Here is a 15,571-nt window from a genome sequence, read left to right on the forward strand (position 1 = left end):
AGGACTTTTCCGCTGTTCTCGCTGACTCCGGCGGACTTGCCCGCTAGTCTCCGAGCAGAGTCAACGGGCAAGCGTGTTGCTCGTAGCTCCCCAGGTGTGGGGCGACTAGGTTCCTCACCGGTCCGTATCCGACAGTTCGACATCCGAGGTGACGTAGGCGTGGCTCTTCCGCCCCTTACCCCTGAACAGCGCGCAGCCGCGCTCGAAAAGGCCGCCGCGGCTCGCCGGGAGCGGGCCGAGGTCAAGAATCGACTCAAGCACTCCGGCGCCTCTCTTCACGAGGTCATCAAGCAGGGCCAGGAAAACGACGTCATCGGCAAGATGAAGGTCTCCGCCCTGCTCGAGTCCCTGCCGGGCGTGGGCAAGGTCCGCGCCAAGCAGATCATGGAGCGTCTCGGGATCTCCGAGAGCCGCCGCGTGCGTGGCCTCGGGTCCAACCAGATCGCCTCCCTGGAGCGCGAGTTCGGCAGCACCGGCTCCTGATCGCCGAGCCGCCCGGGAGGGCCGTCCCGGGCGACCCGCGATTGCTGGAATAATCGCTGCATGGCTGCAACATTCCGGGGGACGACCCCCGAGCCCCCGGACGTACGTCCGCGACTGACCGTGCTCTCCGGCCCCTCCGGGGTCGGCAAGAGCACGGTCGTCGCCCATATGCGCAAGGCACACCCCGAGGTCTGGCTCTCGGTGTCGGCCACCACCCGCAAGCCCCGCCCGGGTGAGAAGCACGGGGTCCACTACTTCTTCGTCTCCGACGAGGAGATGGACAAGCTGATCGCCAACGGCGAGCTCCTGGAGTGGGCCGAGTTCGCGGGCAACCGCTACGGCACGCCGCGCGCCGCCGTACTGGAGCACCTGGAATCCGGTGTGCCGGTCCTCCTGGAGATCGACCTCCAGGGCGCCCGGCAGGTCCGCGAGACCATGCCCGAGGGCCGGCTGGTGTTCCTGGCCCCGCCCTCGTGGGAGGAGCTGGTGCGCAGGCTCACCGGGCGCGGCACCGAGGCGCCCGAGGTGATCGAGCGGCGGCTGGACGCGGCCAAGGTCGAACTCGCGGCGGAGCCGGAGTTCGACGAGACACTGATCAACACCTCCGTCGAGGACGTGGCGCGCGAGCTGCTAGCCTTGATGGACGTTGTGTGATCGTCGCTGATCATTCAGACTGAATCTTTCCCATCCATCGGAAGGCAGAGCGTGTCCTCTTCCATCACCGCGCCCGAGGGCATCATCAACCCTCCGATCGACGAGCTCCTCGAGGCCACCGACTCGAAGTACAGCCTCGTGATCTACGCGGCCAAGCGGGCCCGTCAGATCAACGCGTACTACTCGCAGCTCGGCGAGGGCCTCCTCGAGTACGTCGGTCCGCTCGTCGACACCCACGTCCACGAGAAGCCGCTCTCCATCGCCCTGCGCGAGATCAACGCGGGTCTGCTGACGTCCGAGGCCATCGAAGGCCCGGCGCAGTAGTACTTTCGTATCGCGGTTGACTTATCCACAGGCCCGGCAGTCACGTTGCCGGGCCTGTGGTGTGTCATGGAGTCGTGAGTTCGTGGAGTCGTCGAATGGAGGCCCGGTGAGCAAGCCGAAGGTCGTGCTGGGGGTCAGTGGCGGCATCGCCGCGTACAAGGCCTGTGAGCTGCTGAGAAGGTTCACCGAGTCGGGTCACGACGTCAGGGTCGTCCCCACCGCCTCCGCGCTGCACTTCGTCGGCGCCGCCACCTGGTCCGCGCTCTCCGGCAACCCCGTCTCCACCGAGGTCTGGGACCACGTCGAGGAGGTCCCGCACGTCCGGATCGGCCAGCACGCCGACCTCGTCGTCGTCGCCCCCGCCACCGCCGACACGCTCGCCAGGGCGGCCCACGGCCTCGCCGACGACCTGCTCACCAACACCCTGCTCACGGCCCGCTGCCCGGTCGTCTTCGCCCCCGCGATGCACACCGAGATGTGGGAGCACCCGGCCACCCAGGAGAACGTGGCCACGCTGCGCCGCCGCGGCGCAGTCGTCATCGAACCCGCGGTCGGCCGGCTCACCGGCGTCGACACCGGCAAGGGCCGGCTGCCCGACCCGGGGGAGATCTTCGAGGTCTGCCGCCGGGTTCTGGCCCGGGGCGTCACCGAGCCCGACCTGAAGGGCCGCCACGTCGTCGTGTCCGCCGGCGGCACCCGGGAGCCCCTCGACCCCGTCCGCTTCCTCGGCAACCGCTCCTCGGGCAAGCAGGGCTACGCCCTCGCCCGTACGGCCGCCGCCCGGGGCGCCCGGGTGACCCTGGTCGCCGCGAACACCACCGGCCTGCCGGACCCGGCGGGCGTGGACGTCGTCCCGGTCGGCACGGCCGTACAGCTGCGCGAGGCCGTGCTGAAGGCCGCCGCGGACGCGGACGCCGTGGTGATGGCCGCGGCCGTCGCCGACTTCCGGCCCGCGGTCTACGCGGCCGGAAAGATCAAGAAGAAGGACGGCCAGGAGCCCGAGCCGATCGTGCTGGTGCGGAATCCGGACATCCTCGCGGAGATCTCGGCCGACCGGGCGCGGCCCGGACAGGTGATCGTCGGCTTCGCCGCCGAGACCGACGACGTCCTCGCCAACGGCCGCGCCAAGCTCGCCCGCAAGGGCTGCGACCTGCTCGTGGTGAACGAGGTGGGAGAGCGCAAGACCTTCGGTTCCGAGGAGAACGAGGCCGTGGTGCTCGGTGCCGACGGCAGCGAGACACCGGTGCCGCACGGGCCCAAGGAGGCGCTGGCCGACGTGGTGTGGGATCTGGCGGCGGCCCGTTTGGGTTAACTTTTTCTGGCCATTTGTCAACTTCACGAGAGGTCGCATTACGGCGCGGTGGCTCTGGCCAAGGCCGCCGACCATTGGGCAGAATGCCCGTGCCGCAGGTCACAGCACTTCCGAGTGTCGAGACAGTTGGGCCGGCGGCAGAGTGCGACCGATAAACTGTTCTCGGACGACGCCCGGGTGCAGCCCCCGTGTCGTCCGCCCATGATCAGCCAGCAGCCGCTGCAACCCCAGGGAGCGTTGTGTCCCGTCGCCTGTTCACCTCGGAGTCCGTGACCGAGGGTCACCCCGACAAGATCGCTGACCAGATCAGCGACACCATTCTCGACGCGCTTCTGCGTGAGGACCCGACCTCCCGGGTCGCCGTCGAGACGCTGATCACCACCGGCCTCGTGCACGTGGCCGGCGAGGTCACGACCAAGACGTACGCGGACATCGCGACGCTGGTCCGCAACAAGATCCTCGAGATCGGTTACGACTCGTCGAAGAAGGGCTTCGACGGCGCCTCCTGCGGCGTCTCGGTGTCGATCGGCGCGCAGTCCCCCGACATCGCCCAGGGCGTGGACACGGCCTACGAGAAGCGCGTCGAGGGCGACGAGGACGAGCTCGACAAGCAGGGCGCCGGCGACCAGGGCCTGATGTTCGGCTACGCGACGGACGAGACGCCGACGCTGATGCCGCTGCCGATCTTCCTGGCGCACCGCCTGTCCAAGCGCCTGTCCGAGGTCCGCAAGAACGGCACCATCCCCTACCTGCGCCCCGACGGCAAGACCCAGGTCACCATCGAGTACGACGGCGACAAGGCCGTCCGTCTCGACACGGTCGTGGTCTCCAGCCAGCATGCCTCGGACATCGACCTGGAGTCGCTGCTCGCCCCCGACATCCGCGAGTTCGTGGTGGAGGCGGAGCTGAAGGCGCTGCTCGAGGACGGCATCAAGCTGGACACCGAGAACTACCGGCTGCTGGTCAACCCGACCGGCCGTTTCGAGATCGGCGGCCCGATGGGCGACGCGGGTCTGACCGGCCGCAAGATCATCATCGACACCTACGGCGGTATGGCCCGCCACGGTGGCGGTGCGTTCTCGGGCAAGGACCCGTCCAAGGTCGACCGCTCGGCCGCGTACGCGATGCGCTGGGTCGCCAAGAACGTGGTCGCCGCGAGGCTGGCCGCCCGCTGCGAGGTCCAGGTCGCGTACGCGATCGGCAAGGCCGAGCCGGTGGGTCTGTTCGTTGAGACCTTCGGCACCGCCAAGATCGACCACGAGAAGATCGAGAAGGCGATCGACGAGGTCTTCGACCTGCGTCCGGCCGCCATCATCCGTGACCTCGACCTGCTCCGCCCGATCTACGCGCAGACCGCGGCGTACGGCCACTTCGGCCGTGAGCTTCCCGAGTTCACCTGGGAGAAGACCGACCGGGTGGACGCCCTGCGCAAGGCCGCCGGCCTCTGAGGCGGACAGCGGTAGAGCAGTCGACGCCGGCTCCCGCGACCACCGGAAGGTGGTCGCGGGAGCCGGCGTCGTCATGCGGCGCTACGGCCAGGCAAACCGGTCCTGAACCGTCGCACACCCCCGCCGTTGTCAGTCGTGTTTGGTAGGAATGCAAGCGTGAGCAGCGAGAACGGGCAGGGGAGCGGAGGCGGCGAGGGGGCGCGGCCGGAGCAGCTCGCGCTCATCCGCGAGAGCGTACGGGGAGCCAGGGTGCCCCGGGCCAAGCCGCGGACCTGGCGGGGGGCCGCGCTCGCCGAGCGGCTGCCGGTGGCGCGGGTGCTGGTGGACAAGGGTGTGCTGCATCTCGACCGGTACTTCGACTACGCCGTCCCCGCCGAGCTGGACGCCGACGCACGGCCCGGGGTCCGGGTCCGGGTCCGTTTCGGGGCCGGCCGGAACCGGGTGCGGGACGGCCGCCGGGAGGGCGGGGGCCTCATCGACGGCTTCCTGATCGAGCGGCTCGACGAGTCCGACTACTCCGGGCCGCTGGCCGCGCTGGCGCAGGTCGTGTCGCCCGAGCCGGTGCTGAGCGAGGAACTGCTGCGGCTGGCGCGGGCCGTCGCCGACCGGTACGCGGGGAGCCTCGCCGACGTGCTCCAGCTCGCCGTGCCACCCCGCAGCGCGCGGGCGGAGAAGCGGCCCTCGCCCGAACCCCTGCCGCCGCCCCCGGCACCGGATCCCGGCTCCTGGGCGCGGTACGAGCACGGTTCCGCCTTCATCGAGTCGCTGGCCTCCGGCGGCGCCCCGCGCGCGGTGTGGAACGCCCTGCCCGGGCCGGAGTGGAGCGAGGAGATCGCCCGGGCCGTCGCCGCCACGCTCGCCTCGGGCCGCGGCGCGGTCGTCGTCGTACCGGACGGGCGGGCCGCCGCGCGGGTCGACGCCGCGCTGACCGATGTCCTCGGCACGGGGCGGCACGCGCTGCTCACCGCCGATGCCGGGCCGGAGAAGCGGTACACGCAGTGGCTGGCCGTCAGTCGCGGGGCCGTACGGGCGGTGGTGGGGACCCGGGCGGCCATGTTCGCGCCGGTACGGGACCTCGGACTCGTCGCCGTGTGGGACGACGGGGACGACAGCCACAGCGAGCCGCACGCTCCCCAGCCGCACGCCCGGGATGTGCTGCTGCTGCGGGCGGCGCTCGACAAGTGCGCGTTCCTGCTGGGCGGCCGCAGCTGCACCGTGGAGGCCGCGCAGCTGGTGGAGAACGGCTGGGCCCGCCCCCTGGTGGCCGGCCGGGAGCAGGTGCGGCGGACCGCGCCCCTCGTCCGCACGGTCGGGGACGGCGACCTCGCGCGGGACGAGGCCGCACGGGCCGCCCGGCTGCCGACGCTCGCCTGGCAGGCCGTACGGGACGGCCTGCGGCACGGGCCGGTCCTGGTCCAGGTGCCCCGACGCGGCTACGTGCCGCGGATGGCCTGCGCCCAGTGTCGGGAGCCGGCGCGCTGCCGGCACTGCGCCGGGCCGCTGGAGGCACGGGACGCGGGTGCGCTGCGATGCGGGTGGTGCGGACGCGAGGAGAACGCCTGGCACTGCCCGGCGTGCGGCGGCTTCCGGCTGCGCGCCCAGGTGGTCGGGGCCCGGCGGACCGCGGAGGAGCTGGGGCGGGCCTTTCCCGCCGTGCCCGTACGGACCTCGGGACGCGAGCATGTGCTGGACACCGTGCCGGGGACTCCGGCGTTGGTCGTGAGCACCCCAGGCGCCGAGCCGGTCGCCGAGGGCGGCTACGCGGCGGCCCTTCTGCTGGACGGCTGGGCCATGCTCGGGCGGCCGGACCTGCGGGCCGGTGAGGACGCGCTGCGCCGGTGGATGGCCGCCGGGGCACTGGTGCGGCCGCAGGGGGAGGGGGGCACCGTGGTCGTCGTCGCGGAGCCGACACTGCGGCCCGTGCAGGCGCTGGTGCGGTGGGATCCGGTCGGGCACGCGGTGCGCGAACTGGCCGAGCGGGCCGAGCTGGGGTTTCCGCCGGTGTCCCGGATGGCGGCGGTGTCGGGAACCGCCGAGGCGCTGGCCGGGTTCCTCAGCACGACAGAACTGCCTCCGGACGCCGAGGTGTTGGGGCCGGTCCCGCTGCCCGTGGTGCGCGCCGGGGCGCCCCGGCGGGTCGGCGCGCCGCCGCCCGGGGAGCACTGGGAACGGGCGCTGGTACGGGTGCCGCCGGGCAGCGGCGCGGCACTGGCGGCGGCGCTGAAGTCCGCCCAGGCGGCGCGGATGGCGCGGGGGAGCGGGGAGCCGACGGTGCGGGTGCGGATCGATCCGCCGGACATCGGGTGACGAGAGCCCCTCGCCGGACATCGGACGAGATCGCCACGCCGGACACCGGAGGGCGACGGGGTGTGGCCGGGCAGACGGCTGCCCTCCCGGGTGCTTGCCGGGAGGGCAGGGAGCGGGCGGACGAGCCCTGAGGTCAGCCGTGGCGTACGCCTTCTCGACGGGGCGTCAGCCGTTGCGCGGGCCGGGGAAGGCGGTGGGCCTGGCCTCGTCGCGGAGGGTGGGGCTGCCGGCGGTCGGCTGGGTGGGCATGGAGCGGGCGGCCGGGACCGTGGGCACGGTGGGCAGGCCGGAGCCCACGTTGAGGGTGCGGGTGCCCGACGGCTCCGTGGGCCGCTCGGTCTCCGGGACCGCCGTGGCCTGGGACGCGGCGCGACGGGCGCCGTAACGGCGGTGCACCGCCTGCTTGGTGACCCCGAGGGCGGAGCCCACCGCGTCCCACGAGAAGCCGAGCGAGCGGTCGAAGTCCACGGCGGCCGTGACCAGGGTCTCGACGCTGTCCCGGAGTTCCTGGGCGAGCCGGACCGTCGGCGCGGGGGCGCGTCCGTAGACGACGAACCCCGTGGACGGGCCCGAGCGGCGCGGGCGGTAGACGTTGCCCAACTGGGCGGTGAGCGTACGCAGTGCGTCCACCTGCCGGCGGACCCGCTCGATGTCCCGCACCAACAAGTGCAGGCTCGCCCGGGCCTGGGCGTCGTGGGTTGCGTGGTCGGCCATGAACAAGCCTCTCGAACCGGCGTGAAAGGAACGGGCCGCGCGTGCGGCCCGTGGTGGTCAACTCTCTCTTGACCAACGCGTGGACGCTCCGCTGGTCACGGTGTGGGGGCGTATGGGCATATGCGTACGCCCTGTTCGTTCACCCGCGCACCGTCCGCGCCCCACGGGTCGGCCGGGAGGGCGGCCGACCCGTGGGGCGCCGGACCGGTGTCGTGGCATGGAGCGGCATAGACTGGTGCGTCACCCGTAAGTGCCCCCGTCCGAGAGGCCCTCAGCCGCCCATGAAGCTTGTCTTCGCCGGTACCCCCGAAGTCGCCGTTCCCGCTCTGGACGCGCTGATCGCCTCCGGGCGGCACGAGGTGGCCGCCGTGGTCACGCGGCCCGACGCGCCGGCCGGGCGAGGGCGCAGGCTGGTCGCCTCGCCCGTGGCCGAGCGGGCGGCGGAGGCCGGCATCGAGGTGCTGAGGCCGTCGAAGCCGCGCGATCCCGAGTTCCTGGAGCGGCTCCGGGAGATCGGGCCGGACTGCTGTCCGGTGGTGGCGTACGGGGCGCTGCTGCCGCGCGTCGCCCTCGACGTCCCGGCCCACGGCTGGGTCAACCTGCACTTCTCGTTGCTGCCCGCCTGGCGCGGAGCGGCCCCCGTGCAGCACTCCATCATGTCCGGGGACGAGATCACGGGGGCGTCCACCTTCCTCATCGAGGAGGGGCTCGACTCCGGACCCGTCTACGGCACCCTCACCGAGGAGATCCGGCCCACCGACACCAGCGGGGACCTGCTGACACGGCTCGCCTTCGCCGGGTCCGGGCTGCTCGTCGCCACCATGGACGGCATCGAGGACGGCACCCTCAAGCCCGTGCCGCAGCCGGCCGACGGCGTCACCCTCGCCCCGAAGATCACTGTCGAGGACGCCAGGGTCGAGTGGTCGGCGCCCGCGCTGCGCGTCGACCGGGTGGTCCGGGGCTGCACCCCCGCCCCCGGCGCCTGGACCACCTTCCGCGGCGAACGGCTCAAGCTGATCCAGGTCACGCCGGTGCCCGAGCGGACCGATCTCGCGCCCGCCGAGATCGCCGTGGGCAAGAACAGCGTGCACGTGGGGACCGGGTCGTACGCCGTGGAACTGCTCTGGGCGCAGGCCCAGGGCAAGAAGCCGATGCGGGCCGCCGACTGGGCGCGCGGCGTGCGCATCGGCGCCGGGGAGACCCTCGGAGCCTGAGCCCCCTTTCCCAGCAGCGGCTTTCCGGCGTACCCGACGTACGCTTGAAGGCCGCACCATTCCCGTACCCGGAGCACCTTTTACGTGAGCGAGCAGTCCCGGCGGCCGCGCAGACCTGCCAAGCCCTACCGCCGTCCCCAGAAGGACCCCGTCCGCATCCTCGCCTTCGAGGCGCTGCGCGCCGTGGACGAGCGGGACGCGTACGCCAACCTCGTGCTGCCGCCGCTGCTGCGCAAGGCCCGCGAGAAGGAGGGACCCGAGAAGTTCGACGCCCGGGACGCCGCGCTCGCCACCGAGCTGGTGTACGGGACGCTGCGCCGGCAGGGGACGTACGACGCGATCATCGCCGCATGTGTCGACCGGCCCCTGCGCGAGGTCGACCCGCCGGTGCTCGACGTGCTCAGCCTCGGGGTGCACCAGCTGCTCGGGACCCGCATCCCCAGCCACGCCGCCGTCTCCGCCTCCGTCGAACTCGCCCGCGTGGTGCTGGGCGACGGGCGGGCGAAGTTCGTCAACGCGGTGCTCCGCAAGGTCGCCCAGGACGACCTGGAGGGCTGGATCGCCCGTGTCGCACCCGCCTACGACGACGATCCCGAGGACCATCTCGCCGTCGTCCACTCACACCCCCGCTGGGTCGTCTCCGCGCTCTGGGACTCGCTGGGCGGCGGTCGCGCCGGGATCGAGGAGCTGCTGGCCGCCGACAACGAGCGTCCCGAGGTGACCCTGGTGGCCCGCCCCGGGCGGGCCACCACCGAGGAACTGCTGCGCGAGGACGCGGCCGTGCCGGGGCGCTGGTCGCCGTACGCGGTGCGGCTCACCGAGGGCGGCGAGCCCGGTGCCGTCCCGGCCGTCCGGGAAGGCCGTGCCGGGGTCCAGGACGAGGGCAGCCAGCTGGTGGCCCGCGCGCTGGCCGACGCCCCCCTCGAGGGGCGCGACGAGAAGTGGCTGGACGGCTGCGCCGGGCCCGGCGGCAAGGCGGCGCTGCTCGCCGCGCTCGCCGCCGAGCGGGGGGCTTCGCTGCTCGCCTCCGAGAAGCAGCCGCACCGGGCCGGGCTGGTCGCCAAGGCGTTGCACGGCAATCCGGGGCCGTACCAGGTGATCGCCGCCGACGGCACCAGGCCGCCGTGGCGGCCCGGCACCTTCGACCGGGTCCTGATGGACGTCCCCTGCACGGGCCTGGGCGCCTTGCGCCGCCGTCCCGAGGCACGGTGGCGCCGCCGCCCCGAGGACCTCGACACCTTCGCCCCGCTCCAGCGCGCCCTGCTGCGCACCGCGCTCGACTCGGTCCGGGTGGGCGGTGTCGTCGGCTACGCGACCTGTTCCCCGCACCTGGCGGAGACGCGGGCCGTGGTCCAGGACGTGCTCAAGCAACGTCCGGACACGGAGCTGGTGGACGCGCGTCCGCTGCTGCCGGGGGTGCCGGAGCTGGGGGAGGGGCCGGATGTGCAGCTGTGGCCGCACCTGCACGGCACGGATGCGATGTATCTGGCCCTGATCCGGAGGACCGGCTGAGGGGGACGGCCCCTGGGGGACGGTGAGCGAAGCGTCCCGCGAGGGGTGCTGGGTGCACCCGCGGCCGAAGGCAGGCCCGGAACCTGATTCGGCCCACCCCGTCAGGGCATGGCACGCTTGGGGCATGGCCGTGCAGATCAACCCCAGCATCCTGTCCGCAGACTTCGCCCGCCTCGCGGACGAGGCGAAGGCGGTCGAAGGCGCCGACTGGCTCCACGTCGACGTCATGGACAACCACTTCGTCCCGAACCTCACGCTCGGCGTGCCGGTCGTAGAGTCCCTGGCCCGTGCTACGGACACCCCGCTGGACTGCCACCTGATGATCGACGCCCCCGACCGGTGGGCGCCCCAGTACGTCGAGGCGGGTGCTTCTTCCGTCACCTTCCACGTCGAGGCGGCCGCCGCCCCCGTGCGGCTCGCGCGGGAGATCCGGGCGAAGGGGGCCCGCGCCTCCATGGCGCTCAGGCCCGCGACGCCGGTCGAGCCGTACGAGGACCTGCTCCCCGAGCTGGACATGCTGCTCATCATGACGGTGGAGCCGGGCTTCGGCGGTCAGGCCTTCCTGGACATCATGCTGCCGAAGATCCGCCGCACCCGGGAGCTGATCAGCAAGCACGGACTGGAGCTGTGGCTCCAGGTCGACGGAGGAGTTTCGGCGTCGACGATCGAAAGGTGCGCGGACGCCGGAGCCGATGTTTTCGTGGCAGGTTCCGCGGTGTACGGGGCAAACGACCCGGCAGAGGCGGTACGTGCACTGCGCACCCAGGCGGAGACGGCCACCGCCCAGGCGTCCTGGGCGTGCGACCACTGAGGTACGGGAACGTGAACGGCTCCGATCAGGGCTGATCAAGTGCGCCGGATCTGCAAGGATGAACGGCGTATCCAGAGTGTGAACAGCAGTGAGGAGATGGCCGTGTCGGGTATGTCGGCGGGCCGGTCAGCCATGCGGATGGGACCCGCTGAGCTGGTGCAGGCGGCGGCCATGGCCCGCCGCTTCTACCTCGAGGGCAAGTCCAAGATCCAGATCGCTGAGGAGTTCGGCGTCAGCCGCTTCAAGGTGGCGCGCGTTCTGGAGACTGCCCTCGAAAGGGATCTCGTACGCATCGAGATCCGGGTGCCGGCCGAGCTGGACGCCGAGCGCTCCGACGCGCTCCGCGCCCGCTACGGTCTGCGGCACGCCGTGGTGGTCGAGTCCCCGGCCGAGGCGGAGGAGACCCCCGACCCCGAGAACCTCGGCGAGGTCGCCGCCGACCTGCTCGGCGAGCTGGTCAACGAGGGGGACGTGCTGGGCCTGGCGTGGGGCCGGTCCACGATCCACATGGCGGCGGCGCTGGACCGGCTGCCGCCCTGCACGGTGGTGCAGCTGACGGGCGTGTACGACGCCGGGACCTCCGAGCGCGGTTCGGTGGAGGCCGTGCGGCGGGCCGCCCAGGTGTCCGGCGGCGACGCCCACCCCATCTACGCGCCGATGCTGCTGCCGGACGCGGCCACCGCGGCGGCGCTGCGCAACCAGACCGGGATCGCCCGGGCCTTCGAGTACTTCGACAAGGTCACGGTCGCCTGTGTCTCCATCGGCTCCTGGGAGCCCGGCATCTCCACGGTGCACGACATGCTCAGCGACGAGGAGCGCGCGCACTACGCCACCCTCGGGGTGGCCGCCGAGATGGCCGCGCACCTCTTCGACGCCGACGGCCGCCGGGTCGGGCGCGACCTGGGGGAACGATGCATCACGGTCAAGGCCGACCAGTTGCGCAGGATCCCCGAGGTCGTCGCGATCGCGGGCGGGCAGCGCAAGGCGGCCGCGATCGACGCGGTCCTCAGGTCGGGGCTGGTCACCAGCCTCGTCACCGACACCTCGGCCGCGGACTACCTCATGACGGCGGGCACCACCCCGAAGCCCGCGCTGAACCGCGCGGACCCGGACGGCCCCTGAGGTTCCCGAGGGCGCTGCTTGCCGAGGTCTCGGGCCCGCCCGGACTCCGGACCTCCTGGGGGTCTGTCGGGCCTGCCTGGGCTCGGGGCCGCCGGGTCGTGGGGCCGTCGGGTCGCGGGGCCGTCGGGACTCTGGGCCTGCCCAGGGGTGGGGCCGGCCGGGGCGTCGGGCCCGTTGAGGAGCCGGCCCGAGCGGTTCTCGGGCCCCGCGGGACTCACCCCTGCTTCGGTAGTGCCGCGTCGATCAGGGCCGCGGCTGCGTCGCGGGCGACCGTCCCTGCCGACGGGTCGCGGTCCATCCGTGCGGACACCCCGCCCCCGTCGTACAGCAGGTGGAGCTGGTGGGCGAGTGCCTCGGGGTGCGGGGCGCCGGCGTCCCGGGCGAGGTCGGTGAACAGGGTGCGGACCCAGCCGCGGGCGGCGTCGGACGCCTCCTCGATGGCGCTGCCGTGCTTCGCCTCCGCGCTCGCCGCCACGAAGGCGCAGCCGTGGTAGGTCTGCTGGGCGAACAGCTCGGCCTGCGCGTCGAAGACGGCCAGCAGCCGGTCCCGGGGACTGTCCGCCCGCTCGACACTGCGCAGCAGACGCTCGGTCAGCCTTGCGTGCCGGGAGTCGAGGTAGGCGCGGATGAGCTGTTCCTTGCCGCCGAAGGTGTTGTACAGCGAGGCCTTGGCGACCCCGGCGCGCTCGATGATCCGGTCGATCCCGACCGTCTGCACGCCCTCCGCGTAGAACAGCTCGTTCGCCGCCGCGAGCAGCCGCTCCCGAGCCGTGGGTGCCTTGGCGCTCAACGTCTTCGTCATGCCGCTCACCTTCTCCGACTCTCCCATTCTACGGCCGGCCAGACCGGTCTACTCAGTGGTCGCGACGCCGGTCACCGGGACTCCGCGTGCTCGGCGGCATGGACGGCCGGGGTGCTGCCGGAGGCGACCAGCACCCCGCGCCCGCTCTGCGGCCGGCCGCGCAGCAGCAGGGCGGCCAGGGCCAGCAGTGCCAGGGCGATGACCACCGCGCCGTACTCCTCGGAGGTCGGCACCAGGCCGCCACCGTGCACCACCAGCACTCCGGCGACGACGGACGGGACGCCCATGCCCAGGTAGGAGACGACGAAGAGCAGGGACAGCACACCCGAGCTCTCGTGCGGCCTGGTCAGCGGCATCACGGTGCGGATGCCGCCCTGGAAGCCGCTGCCGAACCCGAGGCCGGCCACGGCCGTCCCGGCGAAGAACAGCGCCGGCGCACCCTGGTCGACGGCCACCAGGGTGAGCGTCACCCCGGCGATGAGGGCCGCGATACCGGTGTACATGACGGTGGTCGCCGAGGCGGCACGCAGGAGGAGGACCGAGCCTGCCGCCACGAACGCCAGGACGAAGAGGCCCAGGCCGCCGTAGACGGCGGAGGTCGAGCCGACCAGGGTGCGGACCAGGGCCGGTCCGAGGGAGCCGTAGAAACCGGCCAGCGCCCAGACGGCGAACATGACGGGGGCGGTCGCCAGGACGGCACCGCGGACGGTCCGCGGGAGCCTGATCTCGGGCACCAGGCTGGCCGCCGCACCGGGCTTGCGGGTGACGGTCTCGTCGATCAGGGCGACGGCGACGGCCTGGGCCGCGAACACGGCCAGCAGACCGAGGTAGACGGTGTGGGTCGGGGCGGGCAGGTACTGCACGACGAACCCGCTGACCAGGGCGCCCGTCGCGGTGCCGACACCCGGCGCGAAAGCGTTCGCGAGCGTGCCGCGGGAGCGGTTGATGTCCATCATCCCGGCCCCGATCGCACCGAGCGCGGCGCCGGTCGACAGACCCTGCACCACACGGGCGACGAGCAGTTCGCCCACTCCCGCGGCGGTGGAGAAGAGCAGCATCGCGGCGGCCTGGGCGGCGATCGCGGTGATCAGCACCGGACGGCGGCCGACGTGGTCGGACAGCTTGCCGAGGACCAGCAGGCCGGAGAGCACGGCGATCGCGTACACGCCGAAGACGACGGTGGTGGTGATCGGGGTGAATCCCCATTCGGCCTGGTAGGTCGCGTAGAGGGGGGTGGGCGCGCTGGAGGCGGCGAGGAAGGAGACGACGACGGAGGCGAGCACGTAGAACGCCGCACGGGGCGGGATCGGCTTGCCGGGGGCTGCGAGCTGGTTCATCGGTGATCCTTCGCGGGGACGGGGCCGAGGAGCGTCGGTTTCGGAGCGGTTTTTGAGTAGACCGGTCTGTCCATATGGCCCCGTCAACCTCGCAGACAGCTCGGTCTATTCCCGTCCTCGGAAAGAATCCGGAAGGCGGCGGACGGCCTTCGGCCCCGACTATGTGTACGACAGGCCGAGCGCCGAGCGCCGATCGCATCCGGAGGACACGTTGACCGCAGATCCCCGACCCGAGCCGGGAGCGGAACCACAGCCCGTGCTCAGCCCGTTGACCACCGCCGCGATCTTCCTGGTGGTCACCGTCCGCCCCGGCGGGGAGGAGGCCGCACGCGACGTGCTGGGCGATCTCCGCGCGCTGGAGCGCAGCTTCGGGTTCGGCGCCCCGGAAGCCTCCCTGAGCTGCGTGGCGGGCATCGGCTCCGATGCCTGGGACCGCCTGTTCGACCACCCTCGCCCGGCCGCCCTTCACCCCTTCCAGCCTCTTCAGGGGCCCCGGCACACGGCGGTCGCCACCCCCGGGGACCTCCTCTTCCACATCCGGGCCACCCGGTTCGACCTGTGCTTCGGGCTCGCCGCCGAAGTCATGCACCGGCTGCGCGGCGCGGTCACCGTCGAGGACGAGGTGCAGGGCTTCAAGTACCTCGACGCCCGCGACCTGCTCGGCTTCGTCGACGGCACCGAGAACCCGGTCGGGGCCGCCGCCCGCAGAGCCGTGCTGATCGGCGAGGAGGACGCCGCGCACGCCGGCGGCAGCTATGTCGTCGTCCAGAAGTACGTCCACGACCTCGACGCCTGGAACGCCCTGCCGGTCGAGACCCAGGAACGGATCATCGGCCGCACCAAGGCCACCAACCTCGAACTCGAGGAGCCCGCCTCCCACGTGGACCTGAACACCGTCACCGGACCGGACGGCGAGGAACAGCAGATCCTCCGTGACAACATGCCCTTCGGCAGCCCCGGCCGCGGCGAGTTCGGCACCTACTTCATCGGGTACGCCCGTACCCCGGACGTCACCGAGCGCATGCTGCGCAACATGTTCCTCGGCACCCCGGACGCCGGCCACGACCGGATCCTCGACTTCTCCACGGCGGTCACCGGCACGCTCTTCTTCGTGCCCTCCGGCGACTTCCTGGACGACCTCCCGACCCTTCCCGGACGGTGCTGAGATGACGACGGGTCCGCACGTGGTCACGCTCGACCTCGCGGGGGTCGTGGACAAGGCCGGTCTCATGGACCGGGCCGTGTCCGCCCTGGGCCTGCCCGACTGGTTCGGCCGCAACTGGGACGCCCTCGCGGACAGCCTCCGCGACCCCTCGGTGTGGCCGCCCCCGGCCGTGGACCGCGGGCTCCTGGTCGTCGTGACCGGCTGGCAGGAGTACGCCGGGGCGCGGCCGGACGAGTGGCGGGTCGCCCGGGACGTCCTCACCCAGGCGGCCACCGGCGAACCCGCCCTCACCGTGGCCCTGGCGCTCGGCTGACACCCCTTGGAGGTTCCTCCGAGGCCCCTTTGACCTGCCTGGATGTTCGTCCC

The 15,571-nt window shown here is 72.6% G+C and carries 15 protein-coding genes; 12 read left to right on the plus strand and 3 right to left on the minus strand.

Annotated elements, in window-relative coordinates:
- Positions 1-159: 159 nt before the first annotated feature.
- The 6 genes from ACZ3KP_RS20990 (at position 160) to ACZ3KP_RS21015 (ending at position 6,528) form a co-directional block, all read left to right on the plus strand.
- Positions 160-483, plus strand: a complete 324-nt coding sequence (locus tag ACZ3KP_RS20990; protein WP_003977346.1) for an integration host factor — start codon at positions 160-162, stop codon at positions 481-483.
- A 60-nt stretch (positions 484-543) separates the two neighbouring features.
- Positions 544-1,137, plus strand: a complete 594-nt coding sequence (gmk, locus tag ACZ3KP_RS20995) for a guanylate kinase (protein ID WP_467501208.1) — start codon at positions 544-546, stop codon at positions 1,135-1,137.
- A gap of 51 nt (positions 1,138-1,188) precedes the next feature.
- A complete protein-coding gene (gene rpoZ / locus ACZ3KP_RS21000; RefSeq protein WP_005319902.1) occupies positions 1,189-1,461 on the plus strand; it encodes a DNA-directed RNA polymerase subunit omega in 273 nt (90 codons plus the stop codon).
- Positions 1,462-1,567: 106 nt separating this feature from the next.
- A complete protein-coding gene (gene coaBC, locus ACZ3KP_RS21005; protein WP_358978058.1) occupies positions 1,568-2,773 on the plus strand; it encodes a bifunctional phosphopantothenoylcysteine decarboxylase/phosphopantothenate--cysteine ligase CoaBC in 1,206 nt (401 codons plus the stop codon).
- Positions 2,774-3,012: 239 nt separating this feature from the next.
- Entirely contained in the window at positions 3,013-4,221 is a 1,209-nt protein-coding gene (gene metK / locus ACZ3KP_RS21010; protein ID WP_467501209.1) for a methionine adenosyltransferase, read from the plus strand.
- Positions 4,222-4,377: 156 nt separating this feature from the next.
- Complete coding sequence (locus ACZ3KP_RS21015; protein WP_467501210.1) at positions 4,378-6,528, plus strand: primosomal protein N'; 2,151 nt, start codon at positions 4,378-4,380, stop codon at positions 6,526-6,528.
- Positions 6,529-6,693: 165 nt separating this feature from the next.
- Here the strand turns inward: ACZ3KP_RS21015 and ACZ3KP_RS21020 are convergent, their stop codons facing one another.
- Positions 6,694-7,242: a hypothetical protein gene (locus ACZ3KP_RS21020; RefSeq protein WP_358978052.1), complete on the minus strand. Its 549-nt coding sequence runs from the start codon at positions 7,240-7,242 to the stop codon at positions 6,694-6,696.
- A gap of 281 nt (positions 7,243-7,523) precedes the next feature.
- Between ACZ3KP_RS21020 and fmt the strand changes: the two genes are divergently transcribed.
- From fmt to ACZ3KP_RS21040, 4 genes are all read left to right on the plus strand, one after another.
- Positions 7,524-8,456, plus strand: coding sequence for a methionyl-tRNA formyltransferase (gene fmt / locus ACZ3KP_RS21025; protein ID WP_467501211.1), 933 nt, complete (start codon positions 7,524-7,526; stop codon positions 8,454-8,456).
- 84 nt (positions 8,457-8,540) lie between these two features.
- Positions 8,541-9,968: an RsmB/NOP family class I SAM-dependent RNA methyltransferase gene (locus ACZ3KP_RS21030; protein ID WP_467501212.1), complete on the plus strand. Its 1,428-nt coding sequence runs from the start codon at positions 8,541-8,543 to the stop codon at positions 9,966-9,968.
- A 124-nt stretch (positions 9,969-10,092) separates the two neighbouring features.
- Positions 10,093-10,779, plus strand: coding sequence for a ribulose-phosphate 3-epimerase (gene rpe, locus ACZ3KP_RS21035; RefSeq protein ID WP_360565575.1), 687 nt, complete (start codon positions 10,093-10,095; stop codon positions 10,777-10,779).
- Positions 10,780-10,857: 78 nt separating this feature from the next.
- Positions 10,858-11,901, plus strand: a complete 1,044-nt coding sequence (locus ACZ3KP_RS21040) for a sugar-binding transcriptional regulator (protein WP_358978044.1) — start codon at positions 10,858-10,860, stop codon at positions 11,899-11,901.
- Positions 11,902-12,115: 214 nt separating this feature from the next.
- Here ACZ3KP_RS21040 and ACZ3KP_RS21045 read toward each other — a convergent pair whose 3' ends face one another.
- Entirely contained in the window at positions 12,116-12,703 is a 588-nt protein-coding gene (locus tag ACZ3KP_RS21045; RefSeq protein ID WP_467501213.1) for a TetR/AcrR family transcriptional regulator, read from the minus strand.
- Positions 12,704-12,774: 71 nt separating this feature from the next.
- Positions 12,775-14,040, minus strand: a complete 1,266-nt coding sequence (locus ACZ3KP_RS21050) for an MFS transporter (RefSeq protein WP_467501214.1) — start codon at positions 14,038-14,040, stop codon at positions 12,775-12,777.
- Positions 14,041-14,251: 211 nt separating this feature from the next.
- Here ACZ3KP_RS21050 and ACZ3KP_RS21055 point away from each other — a divergent pair, with 211 nt between their 5' ends.
- Together ACZ3KP_RS21055 and ACZ3KP_RS21060 are read left to right on the plus strand one after the other, a co-directional pair.
- A complete protein-coding gene (locus ACZ3KP_RS21055) occupies positions 14,252-15,205 on the plus strand; it encodes a Dyp-type peroxidase (RefSeq protein ID WP_467501215.1) in 954 nt (317 codons plus the stop codon).
- Position 15,206: 1 nt separating this feature from the next.
- The gene (locus tag ACZ3KP_RS21060; RefSeq protein ID WP_467501216.1) at positions 15,207-15,518 is read left to right on the plus strand and encodes a barstar family protein; all 312 of its coding nucleotides are present in this window, start codon (positions 15,207-15,209) and stop codon (positions 15,516-15,518) included.
- Positions 15,519-15,571 lie beyond the last annotated feature (53 nt).

Source organism: Streptomyces sp. NPDC020958 (genome assembly GCF_055562175.1).

Excerpts from the sequence above, each read along its gene's own strand:
- fmt (WP_467501211.1), top strand. The coding sequence starts at position 7,524 with ATGAAGCTTGTCTTCGCCGGTACCCCCGAAGTCGCCGTTCCCGCTCTG.
- ACZ3KP_RS21050 (WP_467501214.1), bottom strand. The coding sequence starts at position 14,040 with ATGAACCAGCTCGCAGCCCCCGGCAAGCCGATCCCGCCCCGTGCGGCG.
- gmk (WP_467501208.1), top strand. The coding sequence starts at position 544 with ATGGCTGCAACATTCCGGGGGACGACCCCCGAGCCCCCGGACGTACGT.
- rpe (WP_360565575.1), top strand. The coding sequence starts at position 10,093 with ATGGCCGTGCAGATCAACCCCAGCATCCTGTCCGCAGACTTCGCCCGC.
- ACZ3KP_RS21045 (WP_467501213.1), bottom strand. The coding sequence starts at position 12,703 with ATGACGAAGACGTTGAGCGCCAAGGCACCCACGGCTCGGGAGCGGCTG.
- ACZ3KP_RS21020 (WP_358978052.1), bottom strand. The coding sequence starts at position 7,242 with ATGGCCGACCACGCAACCCACGACGCCCAGGCCCGGGCGAGCCTGCAC.
- ACZ3KP_RS21060 (WP_467501216.1), top strand. The coding sequence starts at position 15,207 with ATGACGACGGGTCCGCACGTGGTCACGCTCGACCTCGCGGGGGTCGTG.